General features: G+C 54.8%; 15 protein-coding genes. 14 read left to right on the top strand and 1 reads right to left on the bottom strand.

The features are described 5' to 3' along the window. Window positions 1-27: 27 nt before the first annotated feature. From MNU25_RS15465 to dapA, 13 genes are all read left to right on the top strand, one after another. Entirely contained in the window at window positions 28-2,184 is a 2,157-nt protein-coding gene (locus MNU25_RS15465; RefSeq protein WP_240985883.1) for a polyribonucleotide nucleotidyltransferase, read from the top strand. A 68-nt stretch (window positions 2,185-2,252) separates the two neighbouring features. Continuing rightward, window positions 2,253-3,002 carry a polysaccharide deacetylase family protein gene (locus MNU25_RS15460; protein WP_240985882.1) on the top strand — a complete coding sequence of 250 codons (750 nt, stop codon included), beginning with the start codon at window positions 2,253-2,255 and terminating at the stop codon, window positions 3,000-3,002. 22 nt (window positions 3,003-3,024) lie between these two features. Beyond that, window positions 3,025-4,437 (top strand): penicillin-binding transpeptidase domain-containing protein, encoded by a 1,413-nt coding sequence (locus MNU25_RS15455; protein WP_240985881.1) that lies wholly within the window; start codon window positions 3,025-3,027, stop codon window positions 4,435-4,437. 74 nt (window positions 4,438-4,511) lie between these two features. Then, complete coding sequence (locus MNU25_RS15450; protein WP_240985880.1) at window positions 4,512-5,780, top strand: M16 family metallopeptidase; 1,269 nt, start codon at window positions 4,512-4,514, stop codon at window positions 5,778-5,780. 2 nt (window positions 5,781-5,782) lie between these two features. Continuing rightward, window positions 5,783-6,229, top strand: a complete 447-nt coding sequence (dut, locus tag MNU25_RS15445) for a dUTP diphosphatase (protein ID WP_372503576.1) — start codon at window positions 5,783-5,785, stop codon at window positions 6,227-6,229. Window positions 6,230-6,301: 72 nt separating this feature from the next. Beyond that, window positions 6,302-6,616 (top strand): hypothetical protein, encoded by a 315-nt coding sequence (locus MNU25_RS15440; RefSeq protein WP_240985878.1) that lies wholly within the window; start codon window positions 6,302-6,304, stop codon window positions 6,614-6,616. A gap of 89 nt (window positions 6,617-6,705) precedes the next feature. Further along, entirely contained in the window at window positions 6,706-6,996 is a 291-nt protein-coding gene (locus MNU25_RS15435; protein ID WP_240986880.1) for a YlmC/YmxH family sporulation protein, read from the top strand. Between the two features lie 96 nt (window positions 6,997-7,092). Next, the gene (gene dapB, locus MNU25_RS15430; protein WP_240985877.1) at window positions 7,093-7,896 is read left to right on the top strand and encodes a 4-hydroxy-tetrahydrodipicolinate reductase; all 804 of its coding nucleotides are present in this window, start codon (window positions 7,093-7,095) and stop codon (window positions 7,894-7,896) included. A gap of 84 nt (window positions 7,897-7,980) precedes the next feature. Next, a complete protein-coding gene (dpsA, locus tag MNU25_RS15425; protein ID WP_240985876.1) occupies window positions 7,981-8,889 on the top strand; it encodes a dipicolinate synthase subunit DpsA in 909 nt (302 codons plus the stop codon). Between the two features lie 22 nt (window positions 8,890-8,911). After that, window positions 8,912-9,502, top strand: a complete 591-nt coding sequence (locus tag MNU25_RS15420; protein ID WP_240985875.1) for a dipicolinate synthase subunit B — start codon at window positions 8,912-8,914, stop codon at window positions 9,500-9,502. Window positions 9,503-9,918: 416 nt separating this feature from the next. Next, window positions 9,919-10,911, top strand: a complete 993-nt coding sequence (locus MNU25_RS15415; RefSeq protein ID WP_240985874.1) for an aspartate-semialdehyde dehydrogenase — start codon at window positions 9,919-9,921, stop codon at window positions 10,909-10,911. A 22-nt stretch (window positions 10,912-10,933) separates the two neighbouring features. Beyond that, window positions 10,934-12,160, top strand: coding sequence for an aspartate kinase (dapG, locus tag MNU25_RS15410; protein WP_240985873.1), 1,227 nt, complete (start codon window positions 10,934-10,936; stop codon window positions 12,158-12,160). 179 nt (window positions 12,161-12,339) lie between these two features. Then, window positions 12,340-13,218 carry a 4-hydroxy-tetrahydrodipicolinate synthase gene (gene dapA, locus MNU25_RS15405; RefSeq protein WP_240985872.1) on the top strand — a complete coding sequence of 293 codons (879 nt, stop codon included), beginning with the start codon at window positions 12,340-12,342 and terminating at the stop codon, window positions 13,216-13,218. A gap of 142 nt (window positions 13,219-13,360) precedes the next feature. Here the strand turns inward: dapA and MNU25_RS15400 are convergent, their stop codons facing one another. Continuing rightward, window positions 13,361-13,876: a DUF6125 family protein gene (locus MNU25_RS15400; RefSeq protein ID WP_240985871.1), complete on the bottom strand. Its 516-nt coding sequence runs from the start codon at window positions 13,874-13,876 to the stop codon at window positions 13,361-13,363. A 733-nt stretch (window positions 13,877-14,609) separates the two neighbouring features. Here MNU25_RS15400 and MNU25_RS15395 point away from each other — a divergent pair. Then, window positions 14,610-16,274 (top strand): ribonuclease J, encoded by a 1,665-nt coding sequence (locus MNU25_RS15395; RefSeq protein ID WP_240985870.1) that lies wholly within the window; start codon window positions 14,610-14,612, stop codon window positions 16,272-16,274. Window positions 16,275-16,684 lie beyond the last annotated feature (410 nt).

Here is a 16,684-nt window from a genome sequence, read left to right as displayed (position 1 = left end):
TTGGAATAGATTAAGGAGGTTCCTTTCGTGCAAGAAGATGTTTTGCAAAGGTCCATTGAGGTCGGTGGCAGGATTTTGACGTTTGAAACCGGTAAGATCGGAAAACAGGCGGGCGGTGCGGTTTTCGTCCGCTATGGGGATACTGTGGTGTCAGCCTTTGCCACCGGGAGTTCGGAGCCGCGGGCCGGAATTGATTTTTTCCCTTTAACTGTTGAGTTTGAGGAGCGCTTGTATGCCGCGGGTAAAATACCCGGGGGATTCATCAAGCGGGAGGGGCGGCCCAGTGAAAAGGCTATTCTGTCGGCCCGCCTGATTGACAGGCCGATTCGTCCCCTTTTCCCGGAAGGCTTTCGGAATGACGTTCAAGTAGTTACGATGGTCATGTCGGTCGATCAGGATTGTGCGACGGACGTTACGGCGATTAATGCCGCCTCGGCCGCTTTAAGCATATCGAATATTCCTTTTCAAGGGCCGGTGGCCGCGGTGACGGTGGGGCTGGTCGAAGGTGAGTTTGTCCTCAATCCGACGGTCAAGCAGGCTGAGAAGAGTTTGATGCACCTGACCGTGGCCGGGACCGAAGAGGCGGTTATGATGGTGGAGGCGGGCGCCCAGGAGGTTCCGGAAGAGAAGATGCTGGAGGCCATCATGTTCGGGCATCGCGAGGTTGGGCGTTTGGCTCATTTTATCGGCGAGTTCCGGCAGGAAGCCCTAGCCCGGGGGGTGGCCAAGGAGAAAATGGCGGTGCCGGCGGAAGGAATTCCGGGAGACTTGACTGAAGAGGTCGGGGAATACGCCTATGCTAAAATGGAAGAGGCTGTCCGGGTCGAAGAAAAAAAGGCCCGGGAGGCGGCGATCGACAAGGTTAAGGATGAGGCCTTGGCGTTTTTTCTGGAGAAATATCCGGAAGAAGAAAAAGATATCCGGACACTTTTGGAAAACATGGTGCACAAGATTGTCCGCCGCCTGATTACCGTAGAGCATATTCGGCCGGATGGCCGTGCTCTGGACGAAATCCGGCCTATCAGCGTGGAGGTGGGGCTCCTGCCGCGTGCGCATGGGACCGGCCTTTTTACGCGCGGGCAGACGCAAGTGCTCACAGTGGCCACTCTGGGGGCGGTGGGGGATGAACAAATTCTCGACGGTCTGGGCCTGGAAGAGTCCAAACGCTATATGCACCACTACAATTTTCCGCCTTTCAGCGTGGGGGAAACGCGTCCCATGCGCGGACCGGGACGCCGTGAAATCGGGCACGGCGCGCTGGCGGAACGGGCTCTCTTGCCTGTAATTCCCGATGAAACCACTTTTCCCTATACTATCCGTCTGGTCTCGGAAGTTTTGGAATCAAACGGTTCCAGTTCCATGGCCTCGGTTTGCGGCAGCACCTTATCCCTCATGGACGCCGGAGTTCCCATTAAGGCACCGGTGGCAGGGGTGGCTATGGGCCTAATCAAGGAAGATGAGCATATAGCGATTTTGACCGATATTCAAGGACTGGAAGACCATGATGGGGACATGGATTTCAAAGTGGCGGGGACCGCTAAAGGTGTGACCGCTCTGCAGATGGATATCAAAATAGCCGGAGTATCGAGAGAGATCCTGGACAAGGCCTTGACTCAGGCCAAAAAAGGCCGTCTCTTTATCCTCGACAAGATGCTGGCGGTACTTTCCGGCCCCCGCGGGGAACTCTCACCTTTCGCACCCAGGATCATAACGGCCAGCATTCATCCGGATAAGATCCGCGATGTCATCGGACCGGGGGGGAAAACGATCAAGAAGATTATCGACGAAACCGGAGTCAAAATAGACATTGAGGACGACGGCAGGGTCTTTATTGCGGCAGTTGACGGCGGGGCCGGGGAGAAGGCTCTTCAAATCATCCAGGCGTTAACCCAGGAAGTTGAGGTGGGCCGGACTTACAAGGGCAAGGTTACACGGATTATGGATTTTGGGGCTTTTGTCGAGGTTATCCCCGGTGTTTTGGGGCTCAGCGGGAAAGAAGGACTGGTGCACATTTCTCAGCTCGCCCACACTCGGGTCGAAAAAGTGGAGGATGTCGTGAAACTGGGGGACGAAATCCTAGTCAAAGCCACGGGAATCGATAAGCAGGGCCGTCTCAACCTCTCACGCAAGGAAGCTCTGCCGAATGTCAAAGGGGCTCAGGCCGGTCTGAAAAAAGTTCAATAGTAATATTTCCCCAGTCTGCCTTTGCCTGCCGGCGCATATTTTAGAGAAGGGGCAAGGGAGGCAGGGGAATGATTTTTTGGCGCATCTCCAGGCGGGGCCTGGCCGTCGCCGCCGTGGTTGCACTGTTGTGTCTGGGTTGGCTGGCAGACCGGGTGGTCGTGGCTCCGGCGAACGTTCCGGAGCCTTTGGAACAGGTTCGGACAGAGGCCAAGGTGATCGCTTTGACGTTTAATGTCGACTGGGGGGAGGAATACCTGCCGCAAATCCTGGCGGAGTTGGGCAACGCGGGAGCAAGGGCCACATTTTTTGTGACCGGCCGCTGGGCCAAAAATCATCCCGAGTTGGTGCGGAAAATTGCCGAGGCCGGTCAGGAAGTTGAAAATCACGGGTATTCTCATCCCCATCCAGACCGGTTGTCCGTCGGGGCCAATGAGGAAGAGATCAAGAAAACCGAGAGTATCATCCAGGGACTCATAGGTTATCGAACCCGCTATTACGCTCCCCCATACGGCGAACGCGGAAGTTCGGGGCTGAAGGCGGCCCAGGCTTTGGGTTACCGCACAGTTTTATGGACTTTGGATACGGTGGATTGGCGTTCCGGTTCCACTCCCGGGGTTATTGCGGGCCGCATTCTCGCTCCGCCGGTTCGCTTCGGGATAAAACCCGATCAGCGCGGGGCTATTGTACTCATGCACCCGAAAGAAAATACGCTGAGGGCTTTGCCGGATATTCTCAAAGCGCTGTCCCAGCAGGGTTTCCGTTTCTTAACAATTGACCAATTGATAACATTCGAGAAGGAAGGAAATACTACCTCATAGATTAGGGGAGTGAGGTGGTAGAATGTTTAAAGCAACGAGGACGTTGGCCGTGGGCAGCGTCTTTCTTTGCCTGATTGGTTTTCTGACGGCCGTGGGGCCATCTTCGGCCTTCGCCGCAGCGGCGGGCGGGTTCCCGCCGACCAGTCTTCGTCAGGAGTCCCAGAGGGTTTCTCGGCAGGGTTCCCGACAGGCCTCCCTCCAGGAGTCCCAGAGGGTTTCTCGGCAGGGTTCCCGACAGGCCTCCCTCCAGGAATCCCAGAGGGTTTCCCGGCAGGGATCCCGACAGGTCTCCCTCCAGGAATCCCAGAGGGTTTCCCGGCAGGGATCCCGACAGGTTTCCTCCCAGGGGCCCCGGAGGGTTTCCCCACCGCAGCGTCCGGGTGCGTCCCCAAAACCTGCCGTCTCCTCTCAGGCCGCGGACAGCCTCCGTCTCAGCGCCGATGCGGCTGTGCTCATGGATGCGGAGACCGGAGATGTTCTCTATGCCAAGAACGCGCACAAACGACGGGCACCGGCAAGCACCACCAAGATCATGACGGCTATCTTGGGGCTAGAACTGGGGAAGCCTGAGGAGATCGTTACCGTCAGCGCGAAAGCGGCTCAGGTTGGGGAGGCGACTTTGCATTTAGATCCCGGTGAAAAGCTCACCCTGTATGAATTGATCACGGGAGCCCTGTTGAAATCGGGCAACGATGCCTGTGTGGCGATCGCGGAGCAAATCGCGGGCAGTGAGGGAGAGTTTGTCAGGCTGATGAACGAAAAGGCGCTGTTATTAGGGGCGACCGACACCCATTTTACCAACCCGAACGGTTTGCCCGACAAAAACCACTATTCGAGCGCCTATGATTTGGCTTTGATGGCTCGTTACGGTTTGCGGATTCCGGCCTTCGCTGCGATTACACGCCTCAAAGAGACGGAGATCCACTTTCTCCAGCCGGATGTCTCCATGGATCTTCGCAATACGAACAAACTGCTGTGGAGCTATCCTTATGCCGACGGCGTCAAAACGGGGACGACTAATGCGGCGGGCAAATGCCTCGTGGCTTCCGCCACCAAGGGGGGGAGGCGGTTGGTAGCGGTGGTTCTCAATGCTCCGGACCGGTTCGGGGATGCCAGAAAACTTCTGGAGTGGGGTTTTGAGCGCACAGAAACCACGACCCTGGCTCGGGCCGGTCAGATCATGGGTGATTATCCTCTGCCGGGGACAACCGGAGTGCCGGCTTTCGTGGCGCATACGGTGCGGGTTTCGCTTAGCCGGGAAGCTGCGGGCAGGCTGTCCGCGAGGGTGGTTTGGGACAGGCCGCCGCGGCTGCCCCTGCAGGCTGGGGAGGAAGTCGGCCGCTGCGAGGTGTGGGCCGGGGAGCAAAAATTGACGAGCGTGCCCTTGCTGAGCGAAAGGGCGGTTAGCAAGGATTGGCTGGGAAGGATCCGGTGAGGTTTTTTCCCGGCCGCCCGGCAGGAATCCGGATAAAGCCGGCGAATTCTAGGTCGCAGGGAGGAGTGAAGGTATTGTTCCATAAGGATGTTTTGCCCAACGGTGTCAGGGTCATTACGGAGGAGATCGAACATGTTCGGTCGGTCGCCATCGGTTTGTGGGTGGGAGCGGGATCCCGCGATGAGCGGGAGGGATTTGAGGGAATTTCCCACTTCATTGAGCACATGTTTTTTAAAGGAACGTCCCGGCGGAGCGCACGTGATTTAGCTGAGGCTCTGGAGGCAGTCGGAGGTCAGCTCAACGCATTCACAACCAAAGAATATACCTGTTTTTATGCCAAGGTGTTGGATGAGGATCTGGATTTGGCTATCGATGTCTTGAGCGACATGTTCTTCCATTCCCGGTTTGACGGCAAAGAACTGGAAAAAGAGAAGAAGGTCGTAATTGAAGAGATCAAAATGTATGAGGATTCTCCGGACGAGTTGATTCACGATCTCTTTTCCGAGTATGTTTGGAACGACCATCCCTTGGGCAAGCCCATCTTGGGAACGGAGGAGAGCATTCGGGCCTTAAACAGGGACAAGATCCTGCAGTACCTTTCTCAACACTATGCGCCGGATAATCTGGTGGTGGCCGTCGCCGGCAATATTCAGCATGACGCCGTTCTGCGGAAGCTAAGCGGTCTCTACGGAACCTTTAAACGCGGTGGCCGGCGGGTTTTGGAAGGCACCCCGGCAGGCCAGACCGTCGCGCGTTTCGTGGCCAAGGACACGGAACAGATGCATTTGATTCTGGGAGTTCCGGGCTTGGGACAGGATGATCCGGACATCTACCCGATGCTGGTGTTTAACAGCGTGCTCGGAGGGGGTCTCAGCTCCAGGCTTTTCCAAGGGATCAGGGAGCAGCGGGGTTTGGCCTATTCCGTTTACTCCTATCATTCGACCTATGTGGATACAGGGCTGTTCGCGGTCTACGCCGGGACCAGCCCGGATAATACTTCCGAAGTCGTGGAATGCATTCTGAGTGAAGTCCTGAACATGAAACATCAAGGGATCAGCGCGGAAGAGCTGGAACGGACGAAAGCCCAGATTAAGGGTGGGCTTTATTTGGGCCTGGAATCAGTCAGCAGCCGCATGAGCCGTCTGGGCAAGACGGAGCTTACATATAACCGGGTTCTCACCCCGGAAGAGGTCGTGGAGAAGCTGGAAAAAGTCACTTTGGCCGACGTCCTGCGGGTGATCGGACGGCTTTGGCAAAAGGACAAGGTCAGTTTGGCCATGATCGGCCGGACGGGACACGAAGTGGATCCGGCCGAGATATTTGCCAAAGTGGGATGGGAATGACAGTGAAGCGTATTACGGTTAAAATCCGCCGGCTCGGCTGCGGCCCAGATCTGCCTGCCTATGCGACTCCGGGTGCGGCGGGCGTGGATCTGAGAGCCTGTCTGGCGGTGGATGCGGTCATCAAACCCGGTGAAATCGCACGCATTCCAACCGGGCTCGCTTTTGAACTTCCGGACGCAGGGACGGTGGCTTTGCTGTGCGCGCGGAGCGGGCTGGCTTCCGAGTACGGAATCACTTTGGCGAACGGAGTGGGCGTGCTCGACTCTGACTACCGGGGAGAGGTTCAGGTCGCTCTCATCAATCTGGGCCGGGAACCGTTTACAGTGCAAAGCGGCGATCGGATCGCGCAGGTTCTGTTTCTCTCGCTGGCCCGGGCCGACTTTGAACTGGCAGAGGACTTATCGGTGACGGCGCGCGGTGCAGGGGGTTTTGGCTCAACGGGAATTTGACGACGGGAGAAAGCTGGCGGTTCTAGCTTGGGTGCTCCTTTCATAGACTTCCCTAGAGGAAGGGATGAAAGGGTGCAAACGCTGGGGCTCATTCTGCTGATTGCGGGAATTGCCGCCTCCGTACGGGAACGAAGGTTCCTGCTGATGTGGCGTTCCCGGCCCGCTCCCACACCCGGGCCGCTCTCGACGGGACTGGCCCAGCTGGTCGGGACGGCCGGAGGGATTTATTTGGGCTTGGAACTGCTGTTTTCCTTCTTACAGATCCCGGAAAACTGGTGGAGTGGTTCTACGTTTGTCGTGGAGCCTCTGGCCTTCGTTTCCCTCATCTTGGCCATTGTTCAGCCTTTTCTGGTAAGAGCTTGGCTGCACATACGGAAACACCGTTGAGAAATTACGGGATCACAGTGAAGTATGGGGAACCACTTACACTTAAAGAAGTGGGAGTCTGACGATTGGACGAGCGGGAGGTGGAGCGAGTGCTCTTAAGCGATCTGGCGGGTAAAGAAATCATCAATCTTCATGACGGGGCCAGACTGGGGTTGATTGGGGACGCGGACTTGGCCGTTTCTCCGGGTGGCTCCATTGAAGCCATTATTCTGACATCAAAGGGTGGTTTTGCCGGCTTCTTGGGAGACCGGGACCGGGATATCCTGGTCATTCCCTGGCGATCGATTAAGAAGGTCGGAACGGAAGTTATCATCGTAGATTTACATAACACAGCGGATTCGCACAACAGATCCGAGAAGGCGCGCAAATATTCAATTTGACAGGACTTTCCCGCTTGGACTAAAATAAGGTTAAGTCAGGACCCCGAAGCCCAGAGAGCGGCGGGGTTTTTGATATTCGATGCAGGGGGGGTCCCAGTGAAGAAAATCCGTGTCATGGTCGCCGGGGCCGGCGGCAAAATGGGTCAGGAAGTGGTTCGAGCCCTCTTGCGTGAAGAAGATATGGCCCTGGTCGGGGCTGTGGATGTGAAACATCAGGGCAGGGACGTGGGCTATATTGCCGGAAACTCCCCGTTGGGAATCGATGTTTTGGGGGTGCTGACTGCCGAATCTCTGCGTGAGGTTCGGGCGGATATCCTGGTCGATTTCACCAATCCGCAGTCGGTATTGAAAAACGCCGAGACGGCTATCGCCGCCGGAGTGGTTCCCGTCATCGGCACGACCGGTCTGGATGAAGCGGAAATCGGAAAGATCCGGGAACTGGTGGCCCGGGAGAAAGTCGGGGCTTTTATCGCTCCGAATTTTGCCTTAGGCGCCATCTTGATGCTGCGTTTTGCTAAGGAAGCCGCCAGGTTTTTTCCTCATGTGGAGATCATTGAACTTCACCATGATGAAAAGCTCGATGCTCCCTCGGGAACCGCGTTGAAGGTTGCCGAATGGATTGGGGAAGTCCGCGCTAAAATGGCCCAGGGCAATCCGAATGAATACGAAAAACTGCCGGGCGCACGTGGGGCGGACATAGACGGCATTCACATTCATTCTGTCCGTTTGCCCGGATACATTGCCCACCACCAAGTCCTGTTCGGGGGTTCCGGACAAGCTTTAACGATCAGACATGACGCTTTCAGCAGGGAAACCTACATGCCTGGTGTGATGCTGGCTATCCGTAAATCGTATCAATCGACAAAACTCACGATTGGACTTGAGAATTTCCTCGATTAGGAATTTGGGCCGGGGAACCGTACGCCGTATGCCCTCATATACTGCATTAGTAGTCAATGGACACTGTTCAAAGGGGGCATAAGGATGGTTGCGGGTCTTGCTCTCAAAGGAATCAGGTTAGCGGTGGTTGGGGGGGATGATCGAGAAATTTATCTTATTCCCGAACTGCAGAAGCTGGGGGCCTACATAGTCGGGGTCGGACTGGAAAAAGCAGCACCTCTCGAAGGCGTGACAGTGGTGAGTTCACTTCTCGAGGCGGTTACCCAGGTGGATGCCTTGCTCTTTCCGATGTTCGGCACGGATGAACGTGGGCTGGTGAAGGCCAAGTACGGGAAAACTCCCATTGTCTTGAATAAGGAGGTGTTACAGGCAATCCCTTCGCGCGTGCCGCTGTTTATCGGCTGGGCGCGGCCAGCCTTAAAATCTGCGGCAGACATGATGGGGATCCGCATCGTGGAGACGGCCAACTTGACCGATCTTGCTATTCTCAACTCCATTCCTTCGGCGGAAGGCGCACTGCAAATGGCGATGGAAGCCACCAAGATTACCCTGCACGGCAGCGAGAGCTTTGTGATCGGCTTGGGGCATACGGGATGGACTATCGTGCGCATGCTCAAAGGGATTGGGGCTCATGTTACCGGAGTTGCCCGCAAGCCGGCGGACCTGGCACGGGCGGCGGAGATGGGCTTGAGACCGGTGCATCTCTCCGATTTGGAGGAAAAAATAGGGGAAGCGGAGATCGTTTTCAACACGGCGCCCGCTCCGGTCCTGGACAGGGTGCTTTTGGAGCGGATGTCAAAGGATGCGGTGATCATTGATTTGGCATCCATTCCCGGCGGGACAGACTTTGAATACGCTCAGTTGTTGGGCATCAAGGCTTTGCTCGCACCGGGACTGCCGGGTATTGTAGCACCGAAAACCGCCGGTAAGATTCTGGCCCAGATTTACCCGCAACTGCTTCGCCAACTTTCTACAGTGAACACTTCCGTTTGACAGAAAGTGGAGGTGCGAAAAGATGCAGTTAGACGGGTTAAAGGTTGGATTTGCCGTGACGGGTTCGCATTGTACTTTGCATGAAATTACGGGGGTTATGCAGGCACTGGTTGATGGGGGAGCTGATGTCACCCCAATCATCTCCTATGCGGTGGACAGCATGGATACGAGGTTCGGCAAGGCGGCCGAGTGGAAAAATGCGTTCCGGGAAATCTGCCGCAAGGACCCTATACACACCATACCGGATGCCGAACCGGTGGGTCCGCGTAAAATGTTCGATTGCCTGGTAATCGCCCCTTGCACCGGAAATACTTTGGCTAAGTTGGCCGGCGGGATTATAGATTCACCGGTCCTGATGGCGGCCAAGGCGCACTTGCGCAATCAACGGCCTCTTGTTCTTGCCATTTCCACCAATGACGGGCTGGGCCTAAACGCCCGCAATATCGGCATGCTGCTGGTAACGAAAAACGTATACTTTGTTCCCTTTGGACAAGATAATCCCACGGCTAAGGCTAATTCCCTGGTTGCCCATATGGGTAAAATCCCCGAAGCTATTCTGCTGGCTTGCGAAGGCAAACAAATGCAGCCTGTTCTTTGGGATTACCGGGCGTAAACAAACAGGCATGAACTCTCTGCTCAGAGAGCAGAGAGAACTTGTTTAGCTAAAGCTAAACATCGGTGATAGTGTCCACAGGACACTATCACCGAACCGCAAGCTTTCAAAGAATACTTGGGCGGTGAGGATGACTTCGGTGGCGTTAGTCTCCAAAGGCGTCAGTCTCCGGTGAAGACTAACGTCGAAGCCGCACGTTATCAGAGGATGACCCGACGGCTGAGGATGACTAAGGCCGTAGGCACAGGGCGAGAAATTATACTTTTGTGCCGAAGGCGTCGTACTCCGGTGGACAATGACGGCCAAAGGCTCAGACTCCCCCCGCCGAAGCAGAGTACAGGGGACCTTTAGAAGACACACTCGGTTAAGGTTTTAAGCAAAAAGGTTTTGCCCGGAAAAGTTAAGGAGGACGAAGAATGCCAAATGTTGTGATCGTGGGTGCCACCGGCGCGGTGGGACAAGAGTTTCTCAAGATCCTGACAGAACGCCGATTTCCTGTTGACGAACTCCGCTTGTTGGCGACAAAACGTTCCGCGGGGAAAAGAATTTCCTGGCAGGGGCGGGAGATGACGGTTGAAGAGGCGACTCACGACAGCTTTAAAGGTATGGATATAGCACTCTTCGCCGGGGGTTCAAGCAGCACGGAGTTTGCCCGGTCGGCTGTCGCCGGCGGTGCCACGGTCATCGACAACAGCAGCGCTTTCCGCCTGGATCCGGACGTTCCCCTTGTGGTACCGGAGGTCAATCCGGAAGATATCAGGTGGCACAAAGGGATTATTGCCAATCCGAATTGTTCCACTATCCTGATGGTTGTGGCGCTCAAACCCATTTACGATTTGGCTGGTATACGCCGGGTCGTGGTCTCGACTTATCAAGCGGTTTCGGGTGCCGGGAGGGAAGGAATCGAGGAACTGGAAAACCAGCTTAAAGCGTGGGCAGAGGGAGCCGATTCAGTGAGCCGGGTCTTTCCTTACCAAATTGCCTTTAATCTCATTCCCCGTATTGATGTTTTCCAAGAAGGGGATTATACCAAAGAAGAGTGGAAGATGGTGAAGGAAACCCAAAAAATTTTTCACGCCCCTGGAATGCGGGTAACGGCTACGACGGTGAGGGTTCCTGTCTTGCGCAGCCATTCCGAAGCGTTGAATGTGGAGACTGAGAAGAAGGTCAGTGTGGCAGAAGTGCGTGCCGCCCTAAGCAAGGCTCCGGGAATCGTCGTGGTGGATGACCCCGGCCGGGATCGGTATCCTATGCCCCTGGATTGCGCGGATACGGACCAGGTCAGCGTCGGCCGGATCCGGGAAGATTTCACAGTCGAAGCGGGCTTTAACCTATGGCTGGCAGGAGATCAAATCCGCAAAGGCGCCGCCACCAACGCCGTGCAGATTGCGGAACTTTTGCTGAAGTGAGCGGGGTGAGAGGAGTTTTAAGTTGCGTATCTTGATCCAGAAATTCGGCGGGACTTCCGTTGCCACAGCGGAACGAAGAAAACAGGTGGCGGTTAAAGTCTCAGAAGCCGTAAGCGAGGGATATGTGCCGGTTGTGGTCGTTTCCGCCATCGGCCGCGCCGGTGATCCTTATGCAACCGATACGTTCCTGAACCTGGTAAGAGGAGTGTATCCTGATGTCCCCAGGCGGGAACTGGATTTGCTAATGAGTTGCGGGGAGATCATTTCCGGGGCAGTCATGGTGTCAACTCTTCAAAGCATGGGTTTTGAGTCAGTCCTGCTGACAGGTGGCCAGGCCGGCATCATCACCAATGACAATTTCGGCGAGGCGCGGATTATCCGGGTCGAGCCGAAGAAGATTCTTGAATATTTGGAGCGCGGAGTTATCGTCGTAGTGACCGGTTTCCAGGGGGTTTCAGAGGGGGGGCAGGTCACTACTCTCGGACGCGGCGGCAGCGACACCACGGCTTCCGCCTTGGGCGTCGCCCTGGAGGCCGAAGCCATCGACATTTACACAGATGTCGATGGAATCATGACAGCCGACCCAAGAATTGTAGAAGATGCCCAGATCCTTGATACTGTTACTTATACGGAAATTACTCAGTTGGCTCATGAAGGAGCAAAAGTGATCCATCCCCGGGCCGTGGAGATCGCAATGCAGCGGAACATACCGTTGCGAATCAAGTCGACTTTTTCCGATGCTCCCGGGACTCTTGTTTCGAGTTTGCAGCCGGATATGAGCGCGGGGACGGACATCACCGGGGATCGCCTCATCACCGGGATAGCCCATACCCCCAATGTGACGCAGATCAAGCTGGCGATGCAGGATAGTGAAGATGTACGTGGTGTACAAAAAAAAATATTCAAAGCGATGGCTTTGGCAGAAGTGAGTGTGGACTTTATCAGTGTGCAGCCGGAGAGCGTCCTTTACACGGTTAGGGACGAGGTGGCGGATAAGGCAGCGGAGATTTTGCAGAACATGGGATTCAAACCGTCGATCATCCGGGGCTGTGCCAAAGTGTCGATAGTCGGGGCGGGCATAGCCGGGGTTCCCGGGGTCATGGCCAAGCTGGTGGAAGCTCTCTCCGAGGCCGGTGTCGACATTTTGCAGTCCGCTGACTCTCATGCCACCATTTGGGTGCTTGTCCGGCAGGAAAATATGGTCAGTGCGGTGCAGGCACTGCACAAGAAGTTCCGCTTGGGGGCCTAAGGCAGAGGAGTTTGCGGCGTAAGTGCGGGCAGAAACGGAATATTGGCAAGGTTTTCGGGAAGAGGCGGCAGAGAACTAGCGATAACCGGGAAGCACCGGGGTCAAAAGTACATGGGTGAAACACGGCGGTTAAGAGTACGCGGTGGTTAAAAGCGCACGATGGAGAAAGGATGAGGTATATGGGTTTCGGACCGATTTTGACCGCGATGGTCACGCCGATGAACCAGTCCCTGGAAGTGGATTACGCTGAGGCCAAAAGATTGGCGCTCTTCCTCACGGAACACGGCTCTGACGGAATCGTTGTCTGCGGTACTACCGGTGAATCACCGACTTTAAGTGCTGAAGAGAAACTGGAACTGTTTAGAGTTGTGAAAAAGGCAGTGGGCACACGGAGAACGGTGATCGCCGGTACGGGCTCCAACTCGACGGACGCGAGTATCCGCCTGACCAAACTTGCCGCCGAGACAGGGGTGGACGGAATTCTCGCTGTGGTCCCATACTACAACAAACCTTCGCAAGACGGCCTCTTCCGCCATTTCCGAGCTCTCGCCCAGGCAACAGATCTGCCGGTCATGCTCTACAATGTGCCGGGACGCACGTCGGCCAATTTGCTCCCGGCCACCGTACAGAGACTGGCGGAAATTCCCAACATCGTCGCTCTCAAAGAAGCGGCGGGTTCCACGGATCAGATGAGCGAACTGAAACGTCTGCTTCCCCCCGACTTTCAAATCTACAGCGGGGACGATTCCTTGACGCTTCCTTTTCTGGCCTTAGGGGGAAGCGGTGTCGTCAGTGTGGCCGCGCACGTCATTGGGGATGAAATGAAAGAGATGATTAATGCCTGGCAGCGAGGAGATGTGAAGACGGCCTTGCAATGGCACCTGAAACTTTATCCCATGTTCAAGGGCATCTTCATTACGACTAACCCGGTGCCCATCAAGGCGCTTGTGAATATGTCCGGCTTTAAGGCCGGCGGGCTGCGCTTGCCGTTAGTGGACGCGACGGAAGGGGAAAGGGAATACTTGGCTAAATTGCTGAAAGAGGTCAAAGAAAACTAGAGCGCCCGACAGTCTCTTGAGGCTCAGACTGACTGCTTGCAGGTACATCCCTTCTTCGGCCGACTTGCGGGAGGTGAGTTCGTGGCGGAGAAGGGATGTATCGATCTGGTCAGAGTTCCGAATGTTATAAGAGGCATCAACGTTATTCGTCAAGCGTGAATTCCCATCCGCAGAAAAATTCGGCGGGATGGGGGTCGGGAGGACAAGCCAGGCAGCGGGTTTTGATTCTGGAATCAATGGTGGAGGCGAACAAGGAGTACTCAACTTCGCCTACGGGCTTGCAGGGAAAATCAGGAAGACCTTTGCGCTGCCGTGCTGATTGGACGCGGCAGTTTGTCATGTGCAGGATGAGAGTCTTTTCGTTGGGGTGAAGGATTTCCTGCTGATTGATGAAAGCATAGAGGCGAAAGTTGAGAGCCCGTTCCAAGGCCTGCAGACCTCCGTTTTCCGGCAACGCCATAAATTCCTTAATACGATTTGCTTCAATCACGGTAAATTTGCGCCAGGCTTCGGTATCATGGAATATCGCTTCATCCATGCCCCGCGCTTTTTCAATGCTTTGGAACCAAAGGCCGTCATGAGCCAACCAACGTTTGGCAAGGTCCGTCAAGAGAAGAAGTGCCTGATCCCGTGTGAGGTCGTCTTTAGTCATCAGCATTTTCTGAAATCCCTCCTTAATCAATGTCCGGAGTGACGAGTGGCCGGCCTTCGGCAGCAGGCGCCCTTAGCGGCTGGGTAGGTTCGAGAGGACAAATGCGTTTACCCGGTCACGCACCGGCCCTGCAATCCGTGTTTTTGCCCAGCAATATGTCTTTGTCGGATTACGCGCGCTTGCACCGGTGAGATGCGCTTACCGCAGGCGAATCTGCTCATTCCGGTCTTCATCTGTATTCCCTGCACAGGCGGCCGATTCCTGCCGGAAGATACGAAAAATTGTGGGGTTATGCCTTATGGGTCACGCGGTTGCGGCAGGGGGATCTCTGCCTGACTAGTTATGCCCGTGCGCCGGGCCTATAGCGATGGTTTTAGCCTTGTCAGGTATGATTCTTACTTGTCAGGTATGATTCTTAGTTGTATAATTACGTTAACGTTGTTGTGCGGTTTTAACTCTATGTTGTTGGAAAGCCGTCCGGACACCAGGGGCGTTGTGTCCGGATATGTTTTCACGTCTTTGGCTTCTAATTCGGAAAGTTAAATGTATAGAAGGCAAACAGGGTCTAGTCAGGCTTGAGGAGTTCAACCCCGAGGAGCAAGGCAGCAATCCTCAGGCTGGACTCGCTCTTGTTCGTGTTCGGATTTAGGAAAAAGGGACGTCGATAGGAGCCTGCACTTAGGGTGGCAGAACAATTGTCTGTAGTAAAGGAGTAAGAAAATACCGGAGGTGTCTGTATTTGCCAAGAGAACACAAACTGCAAATTATCCCCCTAGGGGGCTTGGGGGAAATCGGGAAAAACATGACAGTCATTCGCTACGATAATCAGATGTTGCTGGTGGATGCCGGGCTGGCTTTTCCTGAAGATGAAATGTTGGGGATTGATATCGTCATACCCGACTATTCCTATGTGATTGAGAATAAAGAGTCCCTGCTGGGTATCCTGGTCACACATGGTCATGAAGACCATATCGGAGCTTTGCCCTATTTGCTGCGGGATCTGGACGTGCCGATCTTCGCGACTCGGTTGACGCTGGGGTTGATTCAATCCAAACTCAAGGAGAGCAATTTAAACAACATTAAGGCGACTGTTGTGCAGCCACGGGATGTGGTCAAACTCGGAGTGTTTCGAGTGGAATTCATTCGGGTCAACCATAGTATTCCGGACGCTGTCGGGTTGGCGGTCCACACACCCTTGGGGACGGTCATCCACACGGGGGATTTCAAGCTGGACCATACTCCGGTGTCGGGCGAGACGCTGGACATTCACAAGTTTGCCGAACTCGGAGACAAAGGTGTCTTGTGCTTGATGTCTGACAGTACGAATGTCGAACGCCCGGGTTTCACGATGTCCGAAAGCCGCGTAGGGCAAACGTTTGACGAGGCTTTTCGTAATGCCAAGGAAAGGATTATTTTAGCGAGCTTTGCGTCGAATGTGCATCGCATACAGCAGGCGATTACCGCCGCCTATAAGACAAACCGAAAAGTCGCGGTGGTGGGGCGGAGCATGGTGAACGTAGTAACGATCGCCAATGAGTTAGGATATTTGGATATTCCCGAGGATACGCTGGTTGATATCGAGGAAGTGCTCAGTCTTCCCGGCAGCAGGGCCTGTATCTTGACGACGGGAAGCCAGGGGGAACCTATGTCCGCTTTGACGCGGATGGCTATGAATGATCATCGCCGGGTCGAGATTCAACCGGGTGACACGGTGATCATTTCTGCCAACCCTATTCCGGGGAATGAGAAATCCGTCGCCAGGACCATAGACCACTTGTTTAAACAAGGGGCATACGTGATTTATGAGGCGATATCAGGCATGCATGTCTCCGGTCACGGCAGTCAGGAAGAGCTGAAACTAATGCTTAACATGACGAGGCCGCGCTACTTCATTCCGGTTCACGGGGAATATCGGATGCTCATTAAGCACGCCGAATTGGCTGAGCAGTTGGGAATGGCCCGTGAGAACATTTTTGTTGCCGAGAACGGGAGCATCGTCGAGTTTACCCGCAGCGGGGCTTCCCTGGGCGGCAAGGTTACAGCCGGGAAAGTGCTGATTGACGGCCTGGGGGTCGGAGACGTCGGCAACATCGTTTTGAGAGACCGCAAGCAGTTGTCACAAGATGGAATTTTGATTGTCGTCATGACCTTGAGCCGGAGCACGGGCGCCATCTTGGCGGGACCTGATGTTGTAACGCGCGGCTTTGTCTACGTGCGTGAATCGGAATCAATGCTGGAAGAGGCCAAGGAAAAGGTTCGGCAGACCATGCTGAGGTGCAGAGAAAACAAGATCACTGAATGGGCCATCCTGAAAAGCCAGGTTCGGGACGCACTGAGTCGGCATTTTTACGAAAAAACCAGGCGCCGTCCCATGATCCTGCCAATTATCCAGGAGATCGAGTGAATCTCGCCCCAATGAGTCTCGACTTCCCCTTTCACCGCGCACTGAGGGCGGAAGCCGGGCTTTCGTGGTTAAAGTGCGGATTTTGGGGGCAAGTATTGCCCCCAAAATCCGCTCAACCTTGGCACAGCCGCATGCCGTTAAGGGATAACCCAACGGCTGAAGAGGAGTTGTTTTCAGCTCTATGGGCTGAGCTTTTGCGGTCTGGGGGTCTACGCCTGAACAGTCAGCATATGGGTAAAGAACATGGCCAAAAGATTTCCCCGGAAATTTGAAAATAGCTATTGACTTAATGACGATGAGAGTGGTAATATAGCAAATGTCGCTGAACTGCGGCGAAACCCGGTTCAATGATGCATAAAGGTCCGTTTAGGGAAAAATACTAGTAGAAAAATAGTGGTTGACAAAAATTT

Source organism: Acididesulfobacillus acetoxydans (assembly GCF_902729405.1).
Classification (GTDB): domain Bacteria; phylum Bacillota; class Desulfitobacteriia; order Desulfitobacteriales; family Desulfitobacteriaceae; genus Acididesulfobacillus; species Acididesulfobacillus acetoxydans.
The sequence above is the reverse complement of the archived record's forward strand: the minus strand, read 5'-3'. Positions and strand labels throughout refer to the sequence as shown.

Bases quoted from the DNA above. Each gene is read 5' to 3' on its own strand.
- MNU25_RS15460 (WP_240985882.1), top strand. From the start codon at position 2,253: ATGATTTTTTGGCGCATCTCCAGGCGGGGCCTGGCCGTCGCCGCCGTG.
- MNU25_RS15455 (WP_240985881.1), top strand. From the start codon at position 3,025: ATGTTTAAAGCAACGAGGACGTTGGCCGTGGGCAGCGTCTTTCTTTGC.
- dpsA (WP_240985876.1), top strand. From the start codon at position 7,981: ATGGTTGCGGGTCTTGCTCTCAAAGGAATCAGGTTAGCGGTGGTTGGG.
- MNU25_RS15420 (WP_240985875.1), top strand. From the start codon at position 8,912: ATGCAGTTAGACGGGTTAAAGGTTGGATTTGCCGTGACGGGTTCGCAT.
- MNU25_RS15415 (WP_240985874.1), top strand. From the start codon at position 9,919: ATGCCAAATGTTGTGATCGTGGGTGCCACCGGCGCGGTGGGACAAGAG.
- dapA (WP_240985872.1), top strand. From the start codon at position 12,340: ATGGGTTTCGGACCGATTTTGACCGCGATGGTCACGCCGATGAACCAG.
- MNU25_RS15400 (WP_240985871.1), bottom strand. From the start codon at position 13,876: ATGCTGATGACTAAAGACGACCTCACACGGGATCAGGCACTTCTTCTC.